Raw genomic sequence first — 17408 nt, forward strand, 5'->3', positions numbered from 1 at the left:
TTACGTAAATTGTATTGTGATACGTCTCAAGCGTATCCGGCAATCGTTATCATTGCGAACCCCAGACTCCTTCGGGTTATAGGGTCAAGCAATGAAGCGCACACGGTGGATGCCTAGGCAGCCAGAGGCGATGAAAGACGTGGTAGCCTGCGATAAGGTTCGGTGAGGTGGCAAACGACCTGCGACCCGGACATCTCTGAATGGGGAAACCCACTCATCACAAGATGAGTATCCTGTCCTGAATACATAGGGGCAGGAGGCGAACCAGGGGAACTGAAACATCTAAGTACCCTGAGGAAAAGAAATCAACCGAGATTCCCCTAGTAGCGGCGAGCGAACGGGGACCAGCCCTTAAGCGTGTGACGGATTAGACGAACAGACTGGGAAGTCTGGCCATAGCGGGTGATAGCCCCGTAGTCGAAAATCTGATCACGTGAAATCGAGTAGGTCGGGGCACGAGAAACCTTGACTGAAGACGGGGGGACCATCCTCCAAGGCTAAATACTCCTGGCTGACCGATAGTGAACCAGTACCGTGAGGGAAAGGCGAAAAGAACCCCGGAGAGGGGAGTGAAATAGATCCTGAAACCGTGTGCGTACAAGCAGTAGGAGCAGACTTGTTCTGTGACTGCGTACCTTTTGTATAATGGGTCAGCGACTTATATTCAGTGGCGAGGTTAACCGTATAGGGGAGCCGTAGGGAAACCGAGTCTTAACTGGGCGACACAGTCGCTGGATATAGACCCGAAACCGAGCGATCTATCCATGAGCAGGGTGAAGGTTGAGTAACATCAACTGGAGGCCCGAACCAGGATCTGTTGAAAAAGATTTGGATGACTTGTGGATCGGAGTGAAAGGCTAATCAAGCTCGGAGATAGCTGGTTCTCCTCGAAAGCTATTTAGGTAGCGCCTCACGTATCACCGCCGGGGGTAGAGCACTGTTTCGGCTAGGGGGTCATCCCGACTTACCAACCCGAGGCAAACTCCGAATACCGGTGAGTGCAAGCGTGGGAGACACACGGCGGGTGCTAACGTCCGTCGTGAAAAGGGAAACAACCCAGACCGTCAGCTAAGGTCCCCAAATCCTGGTTAAGTGGGAAACGATGTGGGAAGGCTCAGACAGCTAGGAGGTTGGCTTAGAAGCAGCCATCCTTTAAAGAAAGCGTAATAGCTCACTAGTCGAGTCGGCCTGCGCGGAAGATGTAACGGGGCTAAACCAGGTACCGAAGCTACGGGTTCATCCTTACGGATGAGCGGTAGAGGAGCGTCGTGTAAGCCGATGAAGGTGTGTTGAGAAGCATGCTGGAGGTATCACGAGTGCGAATGCTGACATGAGTAACGATAAAGGGAGTGAAAAACTCCCTCGCCGGAAGACCAAGGGTTTCTGTTCGACGCTAATCGGAGCAGAGTGAGTCGGCCCCTAAGGCGAGGCCGAAAGGCGTAGTCGATGGGAAACGGGTCAATATTCCCGTACCGGACATGATTGCGATGGGGGGACGGAGAAGGCTAGGTGAGCCAGGCGTTGGTTGTCCTGGTGAAAGTGAGTAGGCTGGGGTCTCAGGTAAATCCGGGACCCTTCAAGGCCGAGACACGAAACGAAGACACTACGGTGTCGAAGTCATTGATGCCACGCTTCCAGGAAAAGCCTCTAAGCTTCAGATCATGTGCGACCGTACCCCAAACCGACACAGGTGGTCAGGGTGAGAATCCCAAGGCGCTTGAGAGAACTCGGGTGAAGGAACTAGGCAAAATGGTGCCGTAACTTCGGGAGAAGGCACGCCGGCGTAGGGTGACGAGACTTGCTCTCCAAGCCCGAACCGGTCGAAGATACCAGGTGGCTGCAACTGTTTAGTAAAAACACAGCACTCTGCCAACTCGCAAGAGGACGTATAGGGTGTGACGCCTGCCCGGTGCCGGAAGGTTAAGTGATGGTGTTAGGATTCGTCCGAAGCTCTTGATCGAAGCCCCGGTAAACGGCGGCCGTAACTATAACGGTCCTAAGGTAGCGAAATTCCTTGTCGGGTAAGTTCCGACCTGCACGAATGGCGTAATGATGGCCACGCTGTCTCCACCCGAGACTCAGTGAAATTGAAATCGCCGTGAAGATGCGGTGTACCCGCGGCTAGACGGAAAGACCCCGTGAACCTTTACTATAGCTTCACACTGGACGCTGATGTTGCCTGTGTAGGATAGCTGGGAGGCTTTGAACCTCGGACGCCAGTTCGAGGGGAGCCAACCTTGAAATACCAGCCTGGCATCATTGGCGTTCTCACTCAGGTCCGTGATCCGGATCGAGGACAGTGTGTGGTGGGTAGTTTGACTGGGGCGGTCTCCTCCCAAAGCGTAACGGAGGAGCACGAAGGTACCCTCAGCACGGTCGGACATCGTGCAATGAGTGCAAGAGCATAAGGGTGCTTGACTGCGAGACAGACACGTCGAGCAGGTGCGAAAGCAGGTTCTAGTGATCCGGTGGTTCTGTATGGAAGGGCCATCGCTCAACGGATAAAAGGTACTCCGGGGATAACAGGCTGATACCGCCCAAGAGTTCACATCGACGGCGGTGTTTGGCACCTCGATGTCGGCTCATCACATCCTGGGGCTGAAGTCGGTCCCAAGGGTATGGCTGTTCGCCATTTAAAGTGGTACGCGAGCTGGGTTTAGAACGTCGTGAGACAGTTCGGTCCCTATCTGCCGTGGGCGTTGGATGTTTGAGAAGAGCTGCTCCTAGTACGAGAGGACCGGAGTGGACGACCCTCTGGTGTTCCGGTTGTCACGCCAGTGGCATTGCCGGGTAGCTATGGTCGGACGGGATAACCGCTGAAAGCATCTAAGCGGGAAGCCCCCTTCAAGATGAGACATCCCCGAGGCCTAGAGCCTCCTGAAGGGCCCAGCGAGACCAGCTGGTTGATAGGCACGGTGTGGAAGCGCTGCAAGGCGTTGAGCTAACGTGTACTAATGGCCCGTGAGGCTTGACCCTATAACACCCAAGGGGTCTGGTCGTGATGATAACGAAGAGTGTGAACGCACTCGCAACACCGGATACGCCGCAGTGAGCCAGAGCGCTTGCTGACAAGAGACGCACACAATACACGTCAAGAACACCTCAGCATGATATGCATTACCTGTTACGCCTGACGACCATAGCACGCGTGAACCACCTGATCCCATGCCGAACTCAGAAGTGAAACCGCTTAGCGCCGATGGTAGTGTGGGGTCTCCCCATGTGAGAGTAGGTCATCGTCAGGCACTTATACGAAACCCCGGCCTTATCGCCGGGGTTTTGCTTTTTGGGGGTCTCCCCCTGAAGAGTAGCGGAGCGCCGCCCGCCGGATGGCCGGCCCGAACATCGTCAGGCACTTATTAAGCAAAAAGCCCCGAGCACTCTGTGTTCGGGGCTTTTTGCTGTGCGTTGTGTACAATAGTGGTGTGTGGACAGTGCACGATATTTACGCAAAGCAGGCGGGCTTAACATAATTTATAACAACTCCTTACTCTTCACATCTGGTGTACAACCCTATGCTCTTTTAGTATGTAATTGAATGATTTGGAGTAATGACTCAGGAGGAGAACCACATGAATACGACGATCATCAAGAAGCTGGCGACTGCGCTTTTCATTGCGCTGATGGTAGGTGGTCTGGCGGCCTGTGATAATCAGGGCCCCGCCGAGGAGGCTGGCGAAAGCATTGATAACAGCATCGAAAGCGCCGGTGAAAGCCTGGAAGAGATGGGCGAGAGCATCGAAGAGTCTGCCGAAAACTAAATTTGAAAAACTAAATCTGAAAAACCAAGCAATGCATCACCCGCTATCCGAACCTGACGGGTCAAGCATAAAAAAACAGCCGCTGAATCAGCGGCTGTTTTGCGTTGCAGCGGTCAATGACCCGCGTATCAGGCACCCGGGTTCTGTTCGATGCCTTGCAGGTACCAGGGAGCCTGGTCACGCATGGCGCGTGTGAGGTGCCAGGTTTCGTTGAACTCGGTCTGTTCGCCGTTCTCTTCCAATAGGCCATGGAAGATGACCGTGGCTTCGGCAACGCCGTCGTACTCATTGATATCGCCAAGCTCGGCGAACAGGCGCACGACCTCCGTGCGGTTGTTGGCAGGCTCCTGCGCGCGCTCTTCGCGCAGCAGGTTGTAGAGCTCGGGGGTCACGTACTCCTGAATCTGGCTGAAGTCGTTATTGTCCCAGGCGCGCTGCAGCGTCATGAAGTGCTCCTTGGCGCCGCCGAGAAAGCGCTCTTTGTCGAACCAGGCAGGCGTGCTTTGCAGGCCGCTGGCTAAACTGCCGGGAGCTGCCGACGAAGAGAAGCTGGTGGGAGCGGGGGCAGCGTCACCATGCTGTTCGCGCTGATAACCCGCTTGCGTGGCAGGACGACGTTGGCGCATGAAGGCGCGGAACGCGAAGACGGCGAGCGCTGCGACACCCACCATGACCAGCAGGTCCATCATGCGCAGCTCGTCGAAGGCGCCGCCAAAGAACAGCGCTGCCAGCAAGCCACCGGCCAGCAGGCCGCCCATCATGCCACCCATGCCGCCACGGCGAGCTGCAGCAGCGCCTGCCTGACCCTGCTGGGCAGGCTGGGCCTGTTGTTGGGCAGGCGTGCTGGCGGGGCGGTCCGCCGAGCGAGACATACTGCCCACGTTGCCACCACCGCCCATGCGGCGCGCTTCGGCATACTCGATAGCGGCACTCATACCCATCACGCTGACCAGCAGCATGACAAAAAACTGTCGTAACATTGAGGTTTCTCCCTTCAGGATGCAGAAAACGGAAGGCGCCGGGAACCCAGCTCCCAATCCATAAACGAGGGCCAGTGTACCGTGTAACGTCCTGTCTGGGTTATGCTGACACACACTATAAAGACAAAAGTAAGGTGAAAAAGTGCGTATTCATAAGACAGATAGTCTGCTGCTGCTGATCGATTTCCAGGCCGGATTACTGCCCGTCATCGAGGGCGGCGAACTGGCCATTCGCGAAGCGGCCTGGCTGGCTGGGGTGGCCGAGATGCTGCAGGTGCCACGCTGGCTGACTGAACAGTACCCGGAGCGTTTAGGCGGTACGGCGGCGGGGCTGGTAAAGGCCGTGGGCACACATGAACGATGGCAAAAAACGCATTTCAGCGTCATGGAAGAGCCTGACTTTGCACAGGCCCTCAAAGCGCTGGGGCGACATCAGATCATCGTTTGTGGCACGGAAGCTCACATTTGCGTACTGCAAAGTGTGCTGGGCTTGCGGGAGGCGGGCTACGAGGTGTTCTGGCTGAGCGAAGCAACGGCTAGCCGTCGCCGCGAAGAGGCGCAACTGGCCAAAGCGCGTGCCTGTGCGGCAGGCGCGGTGGCCGTCAGCGCCGACATGGTGGCGTATGAGTGGCTGCACCGCTGTGACACCCCGCTTTTCAAGGAGGTGCACCAGCGCTTCCTCAAACCGCGCTCACCATGGCCGGTAACCTTTTTCTAGCGGTCGCGGTCGGCTTCCTTGCGCGTAAAGACCAGCGTATCACCTTCCGATGCGGCCGAGTCGAAGCGATAACCTGCCACATCGAACGATGTCAGGGCATCGGGGTCGTTGATCTGTTGCTGGATGATCCATGCGCTCATCAAGCCACGGGCTTTCTTGGCGTAGAAGCTGATGATCTTGAACGTACCGTTCTTTTCGTCCTTGAACACTGGCGTAATGATGCGTGCATCCAGCTTCCGAGTGTCGATGGCCTTGAAGTATTCGTTCGAGGCCAGGTTGACCAAAACCCTGGAACCACTGTCTTCAATCGCCTGGTTGAGCGCGGGCGTGAGCACCGGCTTCCAGTAGGCATAAAGATCCTTGCCAGCATCGTTGGGCAGTTTGGTGCCCATTTCCAGACGGTAGGCCTGAATGAGATCCAGCGGGCGCAGCAAGCCGTAGAGGCCTGAGAGGATACGCAGATGCTGCTGCGCAAAGCGGTTGTCTGCCTCGCTGAAAGTCTCGGCCTGCAGACCGGTATACACGTCTCCTTGAAATGCCTGAACGGCGGGCTTGGCGTTATCGAGGGAGAAGGGGGGCTGCCATTCGGCAAAGCGCGCGGCATTGAGCCCGGCCAGCTTGTCGCTGATGCCCATCAAATCGCTCAGCTGTTGAGGTGAATAACCACGCAAGATATCGATCAGCGGCTGGCCATACTCCAGAAAGTCAGGCTGTGTCACCTGATCGGTAGTGGAGGGCGTTTCGAAATCCAGCGTTTTGGCCGGGGAAATGACGCTCAGCATGGCGGGCTCCTTTTGCCGTGACCAGGAATAGGCCACTGCCCCACGCGAACGTGCGGGCAGTGACGAGAAATCGTGCAGCTATTATATCAAGCCTTGGGGTGTGCCAAGGCTATCGGGGTGATAGCGGCAGGGCTATCGGGCGCAGGGGCATCAGGGGCAGGGATTTGGCATGCGGCGATGAATGTCATCGATGGCCGTGAGCACGTCTTCGTCCAGTTTGAGCCCTTCGCTGGCGAGGTTGCTTTCCAGCTGATCCATGGTCGTCGCGCCGATGATGTTGCTGGTCAAGAAGCTACGCGAGTTGACGAAGGCCAGCGCCATCTGCGCGGGGTCCAGGTCATGCTCTCGGGCCAGATCCACGTAAGCCTGTGTCGCCGCTTCCGCTTCTGGCGAGGTGTAGCGCTTGAAACGCTCATACAGTGTCAGACGGCCCTTGGGAGGCTGGGCGCCGTTGAGATATTTGCCTGACAGGACGCCAAAACCCAGTGGAGAGTAGGCCAGCAGCCCGACATCTTCACGATGAGCGATTTCTGCCAGACCCACCTCGAAGGAGCGGTTCAACAGGTTATAGGGGTTCTGAATGGAGGCCACCCGGGGCAGGCCCAACTGCTCCGAAAGATGCAGCATGCGCATGACGCCCCAGGGGGTCTCGTTGGAAAGGCCCACGGCACGAATTTTGCCTGCATCGACGAGTTCCTTGAGGGCCGATAGGGTTTCTTCGAGAGAGGTGGTCTCTTCATGCTCATCGTGCACATAGCCCAGCTTGCCAAAGAAGTTGGTGCTGCGCTCGGGCCAGTGCAGTTGATAAAGATCCACGTAGTCGGTCTGGAGCCGCTCGAGACTGGTGTCGATGGCCTGATGAAGGTGTTCCCGGCTCATTTTGGGCCCACCGCGAATATGATCCAGGCCTGGGCCTGCTGCCTTGGTGGCGATGATCACGTCATCACGGGCACCGCGCGCCTGCAGCCAGGTGCCAATATAGCGTTCGGTGAGCCCCTGCGTCTCTGCCTTGGGGGGAACCGGATACATTTCCGCCGTGTCGATGAAGTTGATGCCAAACGCAACGGCGCGATCCAACTGTTCGTGAGCTTCGGCTTCGCTGTTTTGCTCACCAAAGGTCATGGTGCCTAAACACAGACGACTGACGTCGATGCCCGTTCTACCCAAGGGGCGCGTTTGCATTGACTCTCTCCTTAATTGAGACGTGATGTGCTCGGGTGGCAAGGCGCTGAGAAGCGCCATATTCGACCACTGGCAGCCATGTTAACGAGGCGCTACAAAAGCAGCAAATCAATAGGGTTGAGTCGGCGCCAAGGCAAGCGTATGCTTGCCAGCCCATTAATCGGCCCAGGGCTGATTTATCGCGTGGTTAGCGGCTCCTGAACGGCGCTAGCCGAAGTTTTCCAAGCAAAAGAGGCAGGGTGGTTTGCCATGCCGCAAGTATCATCGCTGTTGACTCGGCTGGAGTTTCGTCTGGCCGAGCAGCTGTTTCACACGCGTTGGCTGTTGCCGCGCTCGCCGCGTACCCAACGGCTGACGATGCGTCTTTTCAAGCGTTGTGCGGAAGCGGGGCATCCTGATGCCCAGTCGCTGTACGGGCACATGCTGTTTCATCGTAGCGTGTCGCCTCAGGATAAAGCGCGCGGAGCCCGCTATGTATTGGAAGCGGCCCAGGCGGGTGATGTAAAGTCACAGTATCAGCTTGCGTATATCTACGAGCATGGCTGCGTGCAGTATCCACAGCGTGAGGATTACGCGGTGACCTGGTATGCACGTGCAGCTCAGGCAGGCCATTACCTCGCGGCACAGCGCCTGGTGCGCGCCTACCGACGGGGGGAGCTTGGGCTGGTGGTAGACCAGGCCCAGGCCGCCTACTGGCTGAATCTGGCCGAACAACCTTCGCTGGCGGGCCGTCGCGCAGCGGCGTGAGCGGGTTCGCAGCAGGTCGTTGGCCTGCCGATAGACTGATGAGGAAAGCAGTGTCCGAGACGCTACCAACAGTGCTGGATATTGAAGCGTCCGGGTTTGGACGTGGCAGCTACCCGATCGAAGTTGGCATCGCACGTGCCGACGGCAGCTGCTGCGCGTTTCTGATTCAGCCCCTCGAAGAGTGGACCCACTGGGACCCGAAGGCCGAGCTGCTGCATGGCATTTCCCGTGATCGATTGATCAAGGAGGGCTACCCGGTGCGCCAGGTAGCCCACTGGCTGAACGATGAGCTGCGCGAACTTGGCAAGGCGTACAGCGATAGCTGGGGCTACGACAATACCTGGCTATCGCTGCTGTTCCATCATGCGGGCATGCTGCCGCGGTTTCGTCTGGAGGCGCTGCGTATCCTGATGAGTGAAGAGCAGCAGGCGATCTGGAGCGAGACCAAGGAAGCCCTCGTAGCCGAGCGCAGCATCCACCGTCATCGGGCAGGCGAAGATGCGCGCCTGTTGCAGCTGACCTACCAACGTACCCTGGCGCAGCTTGGCCGCTGCTCCTGACTAGCGTAGCTGGGTTTCCATCACATCCAGAAGTTGATCGGGCGTGGGCGCGTCCAGCAGCATGTCACGTGTCGTCTGAGCCATGAATCCGTGACCAACGGTGCCATCCAGGAAGGTCAGCAACGGAGCGTAGAAGCCGTCGGTATCCAGCAGCCCCATGGGCTTGTCGTGGAGACCCAGATACCCCCACGTCCATATCTCGAATAGCTCTTCAAACGTGCCAATGCCACCGGGCAGGGCGATGAATGCATCGGCGTTGGCCGCCATGGTCGCCTTGCGTTCGTGCATGTTGGGTACGCGAATCAATTCGGTCAGCCCGAAGTGCGCCTGTTCGCGCTCCACCAGGTGGTCAGGCATGACGCCGATGACGTCACCGCCAGCATCCAGCGCTGCATTGGCCAACGCCCCCATCAGACCTATCCGTGCGCCGCCGTATACCAGGGTATGACCGCGCTGGGCCAGTGCGCTTCCCAGCGTATGGGCCGCGTGACGAAAAGCGGGGCTGCTGCCTTCACGGGAACCGAGGTAGACACAAATACGAGACATGATAACGAGTCCTTATCGTAAACGGGGAGGGGCGGGGTGCCGCTGTCGACTCAAGCCAGACAGCGTTGAACGTCGTAATGCTCATCCATCCACTGGCCGATCACATTGTGGCCGCACAAGTGGTGTGCGTACTGGGTGTGCAGGCAGCGTACCTGTTGCCAGTTGCTGATGCCGCCAACGCCGCGCTCGGTGAGCACATCGGTGTAACCCAGTCGTGCGACCTCTTCCCGCTGGGCCTCGCTCATGAAATGCCAACGCGTGGCCACGTAATCTTCATGGCTTTGTCGATAGGCGGCGAGAAACTCGGGCTCTTCCTGCAGGCGCTGCTCCAGCGACTTGATGACGCCCACGGCCTCGATACGCGATATCTCGATCTTGAGCAGATCCGAGCAGAGCCAGTACAGGGTAGGAAACGGTTTGTCGTCAACGATGGGGGCCATGCGCAGCACGAGAGGGGTGCCATGCGCATCGGTGGCTGCAACGGCTTCGATACCGCGTGGGGCACGCCCGAGCTGCTGGGTGATAATCGCCAGTTGGCGTTCGTCGGGTGCTTGGTCGGTACGAATAACCATTGCTGAGGGGTCTCACTGTTGATCGTCTTGAACGAATTTGGTCGAACGGCCTACGGCTCTGAAAAAGCAGCGGTTCAACTGCTCCGGTGACGCCACGTAGCGCCACTTCTCTTCGCAGTACTCCGCCGCTCGGGCCATCAGCGCATCGTAGAGCCGATTGAACGGGGCATCATAATCGTAGGGGTCTGCGCCAAACAAGCGGATGTGCGGGTAATCGGCAAAACGCTCCATGAAATAGCGCTCCAGGTCGGCCTCGACGGCGCGGTGCTGCGCCGTATTGTCGGGATCAATCCAGAGATTGTAGCGGATAGCCATAAGGACTCCTGATGCCCCGCCTTGGGTGGCCCATGTCGATCAGGCTGGTGCGGGCTCGGTGACTAAGTGTGTGGAAAGTGCCCGACGCAGCTCTCCTTCGAGGGGGACGGCACGCTTGGCATGATGGTCATAATGCACCATGACCGTGTGTCCCAGGTTCGTCAACGTTTCGCGTTGGCGTGCTTCCTGGGTCACGGTGAAGGAGCTGTTGCCCAGCCGAGTCAGGTAGGTACGTATTTCGATATCGTGGCCATAAAACAGCTCAGCGCGATAATCGATCTCCATGCGCGCCATGATCAGCCGCCACTGGCGTGGATTCAAATCAGGGGTGAAGAGCTTGAAAAGATCATTACGCGCCAGCTCGAACCAGGCGGGCAGGCGGGTATTGTTGATATGGCCCAGAGCGTCAGTATCGTAAAAGGCTGGCTCGATGATACGTGTAAACATCGCTTTATCCTTGTTATGGAGGTGTCAAAATACCTTGTCAGCATTCACCCAAGCGAGCGCTTGGTCAAGCGCGGCGTCGATGATACCAGGCAGTGAGCTGCATCCAGCCCAGCAGCCAGAGCGTCGCCACGGCAAACCCGGCCAGCGTGCCCCAGAAAAGTCCCAGCGTGTCGTAGGTATAGGAAACGCATAACGTATAGCACAGCAGTGAGCCCAGGCCCATGGGGTAGTGCTTGATGACCGTGGCCACGGGCGCATGGCCGTGGTTCAAGTGCAGGATGAGTAAAAAGGGCAGCATGGTGACAGGAAACGCGGCCAGAGTCCCCGCCCACTCCGGTGGAACCCAGTGGGCGATCCGGGTGATGGTGAAGATGATGACGGTGGCCAGCGTGGCGCGTGCCAATAATGCTGACCAGGAAAATGCCTTTCCGGCCGAGCTTTTGACATCGGGCACCGCACGAAATAGCCAGCTGAACAGCACGATGGCGCACAGCGTGACCAGTGTCCCGGTGACCCGCGTAAAGCTGAACTGTGCCAGCAGCGTACTGACGGCCAGCCAGGCAGCGAAACCGCCCAGTACACCGCCGAGTACGCCCGGCATGCCGGGGCGGCGACCCGCCACGATATAACCAGCCCCAAGGGCCATGGTGGCGGTAAAGCCTGCCAGGGTATGAACGGCGCTTGCGCTGGCAAAATCCGTAGAGATTTCCAGGCCAATGAAAAACAGCGCCAGTGCCGTGCCCAGGGGGTAGCCCGAAAGCAAACCGGCCAGGCGTGGGCTAGCGCGGACGGCGACCGCGCCCAACCCTAATACCATGCTGACTGACAGCCCCAGTTTGGCCAGCTGCCAGGTGAGCGGAACTTCTATCATGCGGCGTTTTCCTTGCTTTATTATGTGATTTCTTAGTGGTGCGACAAACGTGCGAGGCTCCAGACCGTGACGCGGACGACCCCCTCAAAAAAGCATGCGCTTTCACCGCCCCCCAGGCCGACGTGCTGTGAGCTATGTCAGCGCGACACCTCACTGACCAGGCACCACCTGATCCCCCGCACGCTGCATGACAAGCCGCGTTACCAGAAGCGGCATAGCCGTGAAGAGCGGCTGACGGCGATCGTCTGGATCTGCCACGCCTGCCATAAGCATGTTCATCGCCTGTATAGCGAGCGTGAATTGGCCGACCGCTTTGCCAGCCTGGAAGCGCTGCAAGCAGACCCGGAGATTCACGACTTCGTGACGTGGCTGGCCACCAAGCCAGCAGGTTTCAAGCCCAAATCGCCGGTGCGTAAACGCCGCTGAACCCGTGTTCATCCGGAGCCTAAACCAGGCGCAGCCCCTGCTGGTCCTGCCAGGCCGCTTCCAGCGCTTGCTCGAGCGGTGCCTTGAGATGCTCGGGCAGTGCGGCGTGGGCATCGTTCAGCGACACGAAGTCACGATTGCGCAGCCAGCAGTAGGCCCAGGCGCACGCTTCTTCTTCGCTTTGTGGCGCAGGGCGGGCAGGCATCTGGTTGAGCAGAAACACCGCCGTACGAGGCGCCCAGCGCGGTATTTCAGCAGTGCTTTCCTCGCACCACTGCCGGAGCGTGGCGCCGTTGGGAGTCGACTCCGGCGTGCCCAATTTGGCTACCCGTGCCGTTTCCGCCAGAATCAGCGCCAACTGATCGACATCAGCCCTGCCTAGCGACAGCCACTGACGCAGCAGTGCCGGGAGTCCTGTACGCACCTTGGTATAAAAGTCATCTTGCGGCATGCTGCGTGACTACCTCGTAAACATAAGTGAGACCGATCATGGCATTCGATTTTGCCACGCCTGTTGAGCGACGCGCGCCTGCCGGAGGTTATGCATCCCAAAAATGGCACCGCTTTGGTGCTGACGTGTTGCCGCTGTGGGTGGCCGACATGGACTTTCGCTCACCCCCTGCCGTCATAGACGCGCTTCAGGCACGGGTCGAACACGGCGTCTATGGGTACGGCGAAGTGCCCACCAGTTTGACCGATGCCCTCTGCCAATGGAGCGCCCAGCACTATGGCTGGACGATTGAGCCGAGCTGGCAGCAGTGGCTGCCAGGCGTGGTGCCGGCGCTGCACTTTGCCGCCATGGCGCTGACCCAGCCAGGCGAAGGCATCTTGACGGTCGCCCCGATCTATCCCCCCTTCATGGCGGTGGCTGCCCGTACGGGGCGCGTGGCACAGCAGGCGATGTTAGCCGAGCCCGCCGCCCCTGGCGAGCCCTGGACACTGGATATTGCCGCGCTGGAAGCGGCCATGACCCCACAAACGCGGCTGCTGCTATGGTGCCATCCCCACAACCCCACGGGGCGCGTCTGGTCCACAGAAGAACTGGCGGCCCTGGCAGCGTTGGTGGAGCGCCATGACCTGTGGGTAGTCTCGGATGAACTGCACTGTGACCTGCTATTGAGAGAGGGCGACACGCATCGCCCGTTGGCGGCCATGTTTCCCACCCTGGCCAAGCGCACCATCACGCTGTGGGCACCGTCCAAAACCTTCAACCTGGCCGGGTTGACCAGCGCCTGTGCCGTCATCGCCGATGCCGAACTGAGAGAGCGCTTTGCCACGGCCACCAAAGGGTTCTTGCCCGATGGCAATGTACTGGGCCTGGTGGCTGCCGAGGCCGCCTACCGTGACGGGGAGCCGTGGCGGCAGGCGTTGCTGGAGGTGCTACGCAGCCACGTGGCAACGCTGGAAGCACGCGTGGCCACGTGGCCGGGTGTCTCGATGAGCGCGCCAGAGTCCACCTATCTGGCGTGGCTGGATATGCGTGAGGCGGGACTGGGGGCGTCGCCCGCTCAGGTGCTGTTGGAGCAGGCAGGCGTGGCGCTATCGGACGGTGCGGCTTTTGGTTGCCCGGGGTTCGTGCGCCTCAATTTTGGCACCACCGCTTCCCAGCTGGAAGCGGCGTTGTCACGCATGGATACGCTGTTAAACGCGTGATGCGCTGTGCCGACTGTGCAGCATCAATAAAGTAGGGCAAACAGCTTGCGGCGGTAGGTGACCGTCAACGGGTGGTCGGCTCCCAGCGCATCGAACACCTGCAGTAGCGTTTTGCGGGCCGCGTCGTCGTTATAGGCGCGGTCCTGCTTCATCAGCGTTAGCAGGGCTTCCAGGCCTGCGTCGTACTGGCCATCGGCCACCTGGCGCAGCGCCCGCTGGTACTGCGCTTCGCTGTCCGTACGATCACCCAGCGCGGCGATCTCTTCGGTTGAAAGCGCCTGCTCGCTGAACTCGATGCTGGCGCGCACGCCACGGGCCGGTGCCGCATCGCGCTCCTCTGGCGGCAAATTGTCCAACACACTGCGCGCTTCGTCACCACGGCCTTCAGCGACCAGCGCTTTGGCCAAACCTACCTGATACGCGTAGTGCTCGGGATATTGGCCCATCAGCGTTTGGTAGATCTCCCGTGCGCCAGCGGCGTCGCCGGCGCCCAAGGCTTCCTCTGCCTGCTCTTCAGGGCTGGGCGGTGCGTTACCGGGGGCAGGGAAGTAGCGATTGAGCCACTCGCGGACTTCTTTCTCTGGCAACGCCCCCTGAAAGCTATCCACCAGGCCCCCCTGGCTTACCAGTTTTACGTCTGGCACCGAGCGCACGCCAAGCTGGCTGGCAATTTCCGGGTTGGCTTCCACGTCCAGCGTGGCCAGCAGAAATGCCCCGGCATACTCGACGGCCAGCTTCTCGAGCACCGGCATCAGGTTTTTGCACGGCTCGCACCAGGGAGCCCAGCAATCCAGTAGCACAGGTACCTGCATGGACGCTTCCAACACCTGCTGAATATTGCCCGCGTTCAGCTCGATAATGACCTCTTCGCGAGTAACGGAGGGGCGCTCGCCCTGTGCAGCAGTGCTCTTGCTGGTCGCGGGGTCGGCCGTCAAAGGGTTGCCGGTGCGGGGATCGATAATCGACATGGGTAAACTCTGCATCGCGTGAAAAAGGGATTACCCTTGGATATGCAGGCGTGAGGTGGAGGATTCAAGCAATGCGTTGGAAATAAAACGTTGGCTGCATAAGTGATGCGCACAAAAAAGCCGATCCTCGAAAGAAGAGTGCTACACGGCAGAGGAAACTGCATCGAGACCATGTTCATGGCATTGCCTTTCGTGTGCTTGGTGCCGTGTTTGTACGTTTGCCCTCTGTTCAAGAAGCTCGGGTATCCGGGTATCGTCAGGTGGTCGATCCCACTACAGGCGGTACACGCGATCAGTACCTATACAGTATCAAGGTCACCCGGACTCAGTGGAAACGAATCCACTTTGATCTGCTAGAGCAGGTCGATCCGGTGGCAGCTGTTGAGGTGTTTACGCTTCGCCGTGACATGACCCCAACAGGCATCTTTAGAGACATTGAGCCGTTTAAGCTGGTCTAAAGCGCCTCCCGCCAATATTGGATGGACGTATCAGCGACCATCCCCTGCTGGGTGCCAATCTCGATGACGGCTTGCTGAAAAGTGCGTGCGAGGCCTGGCTGATGACACAGCGCCAGTGACCGAATGATACGCGTGATGCGTAAATGGTTATGGCCACCGGCTTTCAGCCAGATGTGCGTTGGTATCGCTAACGTTGGTTGAGCAACGATGCCGTTTTCATCCCGAGCGAGGCCAAAAAAATCAAGCATCACCGCTAGCGATTGCTGCTGGTGCTGGCGCATAACATCGCTATCTTGAAAGGCAGCTTGCACGGTGGGTGTTAAAAGGGGCGCAAAGCCGTTAAACCTGCCCGCCTCAGGAATAGGGAACAGCCACTGAATATAGTCGTGGGTGTGTTCTAGCCAAAAGGACGACAGCGCCCAAATATCCTCTAGACGCCGACCTTTATGGTCCAGGCCTTCGCCACTGTAAAAATCGATCAAGCGCGTATCGTTATCCATTAGACAGCCTCCATAGTGAGCTCTGTCGTCGCGTATAACGCCGTCTCGCGCGCATGGCGATCTGTTAAACGCTGGGTAGCCATGTTGGAGCCGTAAGCAAAATAGAGCATGGTAACCCTCCTTTGTGTAGAAACGATAAGTCGTGGCTTTTTCCGCATGCGGAAAACATGTATGTCAGAACCTGGGAGTAAAAGCTGTTCATGACGGTGCAGAGTGTTCGGTGGCGTAATGTGCCAGCATCTGTTCTGCGTTGGTTTTGATCGTTTCTTGCCACACATCAGGAGCAAGGACCTTGATATTTGGCCCCATGCCCATCAGCCACCACAGAGTTTGTTGGTCATCCGGTACATGGGCGGTTAGCCGATACCAACTGTCAGTGCCCGGCAATGCTTCTATCGACTGTTTGTCTGACAGCGGCGTTTCCTGTAATAGCCACGCTACGGATCTGGTAATGTCAGCTTCCAGAACCACATCGCTTGGCCCCTGACGGTATCCAAACGCACCGCCCTGGATGTACTCATCGATGTCAAAATCGTGCTGCGCCTGCCAGGGCTGATGACTTAATGTTGCCAGCTTCACTCGGTGAAGGGCGAACTGGCGCAGGTCCCTGAACCCGTCCACATGCGCTAACAGATAGGTGGCGCTGTGGCGGCTCACAATGCCTTGAGGATGAAGCGTCAACGCCTTTTCAGAGTGACTGGTGCGCGATAGATAAATCACGTCAACGGCTTTCTGCTCAAGGAGCGCCTGCGAAATGGTTTGCCAGGTTGCCTCGTCAATCTCAGCGGGGATCAGCGCTTTGCCATTGGGAATGGCACGTACCTTGCGTGCCCACTGACTAAGCCCATTAGTGCTCATATCGTCCAGCAGTTTCCGCGCATCGGTAAAGTGGTGCGAGAGTTGCCCGACCACCACCGGAGGAAGCAACCCTTTCAAGTACTCTTCTGCCAGAACCAGCGTCAGCGCACCAGGCACATCCAGCGCAGGTAGCTGGCACTGAAAGTCACGATCAAAATACCAGCGGTAAGGTTTCTGGCTATCGTCACAGCCAATCGGAAACTGCGTGGATAGCTTCTGGCTTAAATCCCGCTGCAGCGAACGTGTATCGATATTGAACCCGCGCTCTGCAAGCTTCTCTTTCAACACGGGGGTCGCGATACGCCCTGGTGCTCGAGGAATCAACTGCAACATGGTTAAGTAGCGAAAAAGCGTATCGCGGGGCTCAGACATAGTGACGCAAACCTTGGCTGAATGCATGAAAGCGTTGAGTTTAGCGCGCCTCACAAAACGTAGCGACTTGTTCTGGCAAAGCACCTGGCTCTTTAGCGATCAGGTGGGCACGTTGTCTCCAGAGCATAAGGGTGCTGTGCGAGACTTGGGTGTCAGGTAAGGCATGCCACAAGGCGGCGGGATGTATATCCATGGAGGTTTCAACTGAAAGATTAGGGTGTCCCTCCAGCCAGCGGTAAACGCTCAATGCGTTACGCCCCACGCACACGGGAAAGAGCAAGGCATCCGCAGGGAAAGGAATCTCAAGTGCTAACAGCAGTGAATTCACTTCATGGTCGCAAGCAAGGTGCCAACGTTGATCGTCGGCTACGAGCGGTGCAATCAGATGGCCGGCCACGCAATGCCAAATGAGATGCGCCTGCAGGAACTGGCGGGAGGTATCAGATAACGTAGCGCTGTATTGGGGACAAAAAAAGAGAGATTTACCATCTGTGCTCGCACTATTGAGCGCGGAGTCAACCACCGGCGTGACAGTTAAAAACTGGCTTAAGTAGCCCATGATGGGCAGCTCATGTTGCCACCGTTCACGATCAGCTAACCACTTGGCTGTTTCCTGCTGAGTCGTCTTTTGAGTCGTTACACACTCGCTCATTGTCATCTTCGCGGCCACCTTCCTTGATAAGAGAAGGTGA

19 protein-coding genes and 2 rRNA genes are annotated in these 17408 nt (G+C 58.0%); 8 read left to right on the top strand and 13 right to left on the bottom strand.

Annotated features, from left to right (window positions below; translation table 11 throughout):
• The first annotated feature begins 82 nt into the window (after window positions 1-82).
• From HSS18214_RS0114260 to HSS18214_RS0114270, 3 genes are all read left to right on the top strand, one after another.
• Window positions 83-2976 (top strand): 23S ribosomal RNA (locus HSS18214_RS0114260).
• 153 nt (window positions 2977-3129) lie between these two features.
• Window positions 3130-3245 (top strand): 5S ribosomal RNA (gene rrf, locus HSS18214_RS0114265).
• Window positions 3246-3572: 327 nt separating this feature from the next.
• Window positions 3573-3761, top strand: a complete 189-nt coding sequence (locus tag HSS18214_RS0114270; protein WP_016915953.1) for a hypothetical protein — start codon at window positions 3573-3575, stop codon at window positions 3759-3761.
• A 128-nt stretch (window positions 3762-3889) separates the two neighbouring features.
• On the opposite strand, the gene HSS18214_RS0114275 is transcribed toward HSS18214_RS0114270, so the two are convergent.
• Window positions 3890-4741, bottom strand: a complete 852-nt coding sequence (locus HSS18214_RS0114275) for a Tim44 domain-containing protein (RefSeq protein ID WP_016915954.1) — start codon at window positions 4739-4741, stop codon at window positions 3890-3892.
• Between the two features lie 142 nt (window positions 4742-4883).
• Here HSS18214_RS0114275 and HSS18214_RS0114280 point away from each other — a divergent pair, with 142 nt between their 5' ends.
• Window positions 4884-5459 carry an isochorismatase family protein gene (locus HSS18214_RS0114280; RefSeq protein ID WP_016915955.1) on the top strand — a complete coding sequence of 192 codons (576 nt, stop codon included), beginning with the start codon at window positions 4884-4886 and terminating at the stop codon, window positions 5457-5459.
• Here the strand turns inward: HSS18214_RS0114280 and yaaA are convergent.
• Together yaaA and HSS18214_RS0114290 are read right to left on the bottom strand one after the other, a co-directional pair.
• A complete protein-coding gene (yaaA, locus tag HSS18214_RS0114285) occupies window positions 5456-6241 on the bottom strand; it encodes a peroxide stress protein YaaA (protein WP_016915956.1) in 786 nt (261 codons plus the stop codon). The two genes, HSS18214_RS0114280 and yaaA, sit on opposite strands and share 4 nt — an antisense overlap.
• Window positions 6242-6391: 150 nt before the next feature.
• Window positions 6392-7423 (bottom strand): NADP(H)-dependent aldo-keto reductase, encoded by a 1032-nt coding sequence (locus HSS18214_RS0114290; RefSeq protein ID WP_016915957.1) that lies wholly within the window; start codon window positions 7421-7423, stop codon window positions 6392-6394.
• 249 nt (window positions 7424-7672) lie between these two features.
• On the opposite strand from HSS18214_RS0114290, the gene HSS18214_RS0114295 reads away from it, so the two are divergent.
• The gene (locus HSS18214_RS0114295) at window positions 7673-8170 is read left to right on the top strand and encodes a tetratricopeptide repeat protein (protein WP_016915958.1); all 498 of its coding nucleotides are present in this window, start codon (window positions 7673-7675) and stop codon (window positions 8168-8170) included.
• A gap of 50 nt (window positions 8171-8220) precedes the next feature.
• Window positions 8221-8730, top strand: coding sequence for a hypothetical protein (locus HSS18214_RS0114300; protein ID WP_026001954.1), 510 nt, complete (start codon window positions 8221-8223; stop codon window positions 8728-8730).
• On the opposite strand, the gene HSS18214_RS0114305 is transcribed toward HSS18214_RS0114300, so the two are convergent.
• From HSS18214_RS0114305 to HSS18214_RS0114325, 5 genes are all read right to left on the bottom strand, one after another.
• Window positions 8731-9276, bottom strand: a complete 546-nt coding sequence (locus tag HSS18214_RS0114305) for an LOG family protein (protein ID WP_016915960.1) — start codon at window positions 9274-9276, stop codon at window positions 8731-8733.
• Window positions 9277-9326: 50 nt separating this feature from the next.
• Window positions 9327-9848 (bottom strand): DUF501 domain-containing protein, encoded by a 522-nt coding sequence (locus HSS18214_RS0114310; RefSeq protein ID WP_016915961.1) that lies wholly within the window; start codon window positions 9846-9848, stop codon window positions 9327-9329.
• 12 nt (window positions 9849-9860) lie between these two features.
• Window positions 9861-10163, bottom strand: a complete 303-nt coding sequence (locus HSS18214_RS0114315; protein WP_016915962.1) for a hypothetical protein — start codon at window positions 10161-10163, stop codon at window positions 9861-9863.
• A 39-nt stretch (window positions 10164-10202) separates the two neighbouring features.
• On the bottom strand, window positions 10203-10610 hold the full coding sequence (locus HSS18214_RS0114320) for an acyl-CoA thioesterase (protein WP_016915963.1): 408 nt from the start codon (window positions 10608-10610) through the stop codon (window positions 10203-10205).
• Window positions 10611-10674: 64 nt separating this feature from the next.
• The gene (locus HSS18214_RS0114325) at window positions 10675-11481 is read right to left on the bottom strand and encodes a hypothetical protein (RefSeq protein WP_016915964.1); all 807 of its coding nucleotides are present in this window, start codon (window positions 11479-11481) and stop codon (window positions 10675-10677) included.
• A gap of 66 nt (window positions 11482-11547) precedes the next feature.
• On the opposite strand from HSS18214_RS0114325, the gene HSS18214_RS0114330 reads away from it, so the two are divergent.
• On the top strand, window positions 11548-11907 hold the full coding sequence (locus HSS18214_RS0114330) for a hypothetical protein (RefSeq protein WP_050980333.1): 360 nt from the start codon (window positions 11548-11550) through the stop codon (window positions 11905-11907).
• A 19-nt stretch (window positions 11908-11926) separates the two neighbouring features.
• On the opposite strand, the gene HSS18214_RS0114335 is transcribed toward HSS18214_RS0114330, so the two are convergent.
• Complete coding sequence (locus HSS18214_RS0114335) at window positions 11927-12358, bottom strand: hypothetical protein (protein ID WP_016915967.1); 432 nt, start codon at window positions 12356-12358, stop codon at window positions 11927-11929.
• Between the two features lie 38 nt (window positions 12359-12396).
• Here HSS18214_RS0114335 and HSS18214_RS0114340 point away from each other — a divergent pair, with 38 nt between their 5' ends.
• Complete coding sequence (locus tag HSS18214_RS0114340) at window positions 12397-13560, top strand: MalY/PatB family protein (protein ID WP_016915968.1); 1164 nt, start codon at window positions 12397-12399, stop codon at window positions 13558-13560.
• 23 nt (window positions 13561-13583) lie between these two features.
• Here the strand turns inward: HSS18214_RS0114340 and HSS18214_RS0114345 are convergent, their stop codons facing one another.
• The 4 genes from HSS18214_RS0114345 to HSS18214_RS0114370 form a co-directional block, all read right to left on the bottom strand.
• On the bottom strand, window positions 13584-14528 hold the full coding sequence (locus HSS18214_RS0114345) for a tetratricopeptide repeat protein (RefSeq protein WP_016915969.1): 945 nt from the start codon (window positions 14526-14528) through the stop codon (window positions 13584-13586).
• Window positions 14529-14982: 454 nt separating this feature from the next.
• Window positions 14983-15468, bottom strand: coding sequence for an opioid growth factor receptor-related protein (locus tag HSS18214_RS0114355; protein ID WP_237718630.1), 486 nt, complete (start codon window positions 15466-15468; stop codon window positions 14983-14985).
• Between the two features lie 216 nt (window positions 15469-15684).
• Window positions 15685-16800, bottom strand: coding sequence for a helix-turn-helix transcriptional regulator (locus tag HSS18214_RS0114365; RefSeq protein WP_237718631.1), 1116 nt, complete (start codon window positions 16798-16800; stop codon window positions 15685-15687).
• On the bottom strand, window positions 16757-17374 hold the full coding sequence (locus HSS18214_RS0114370; protein ID WP_016915974.1) for a DUF2201 family putative metallopeptidase: 618 nt from the start codon (window positions 17372-17374) through the stop codon (window positions 16757-16759). Before HSS18214_RS0114370 ends, HSS18214_RS0114365 begins: the two co-directional genes overlap by 44 nt.
• Window positions 17375-17408: the final 34 nt, after the last annotated feature.

The sequence above is a fragment of the Vreelandella stevensii S18214 genome (assembly GCF_000275725.1).
GTDB classification, from domain to species: Bacteria; Pseudomonadota; Gammaproteobacteria; order Pseudomonadales; family Halomonadaceae; genus Vreelandella; species Vreelandella stevensii.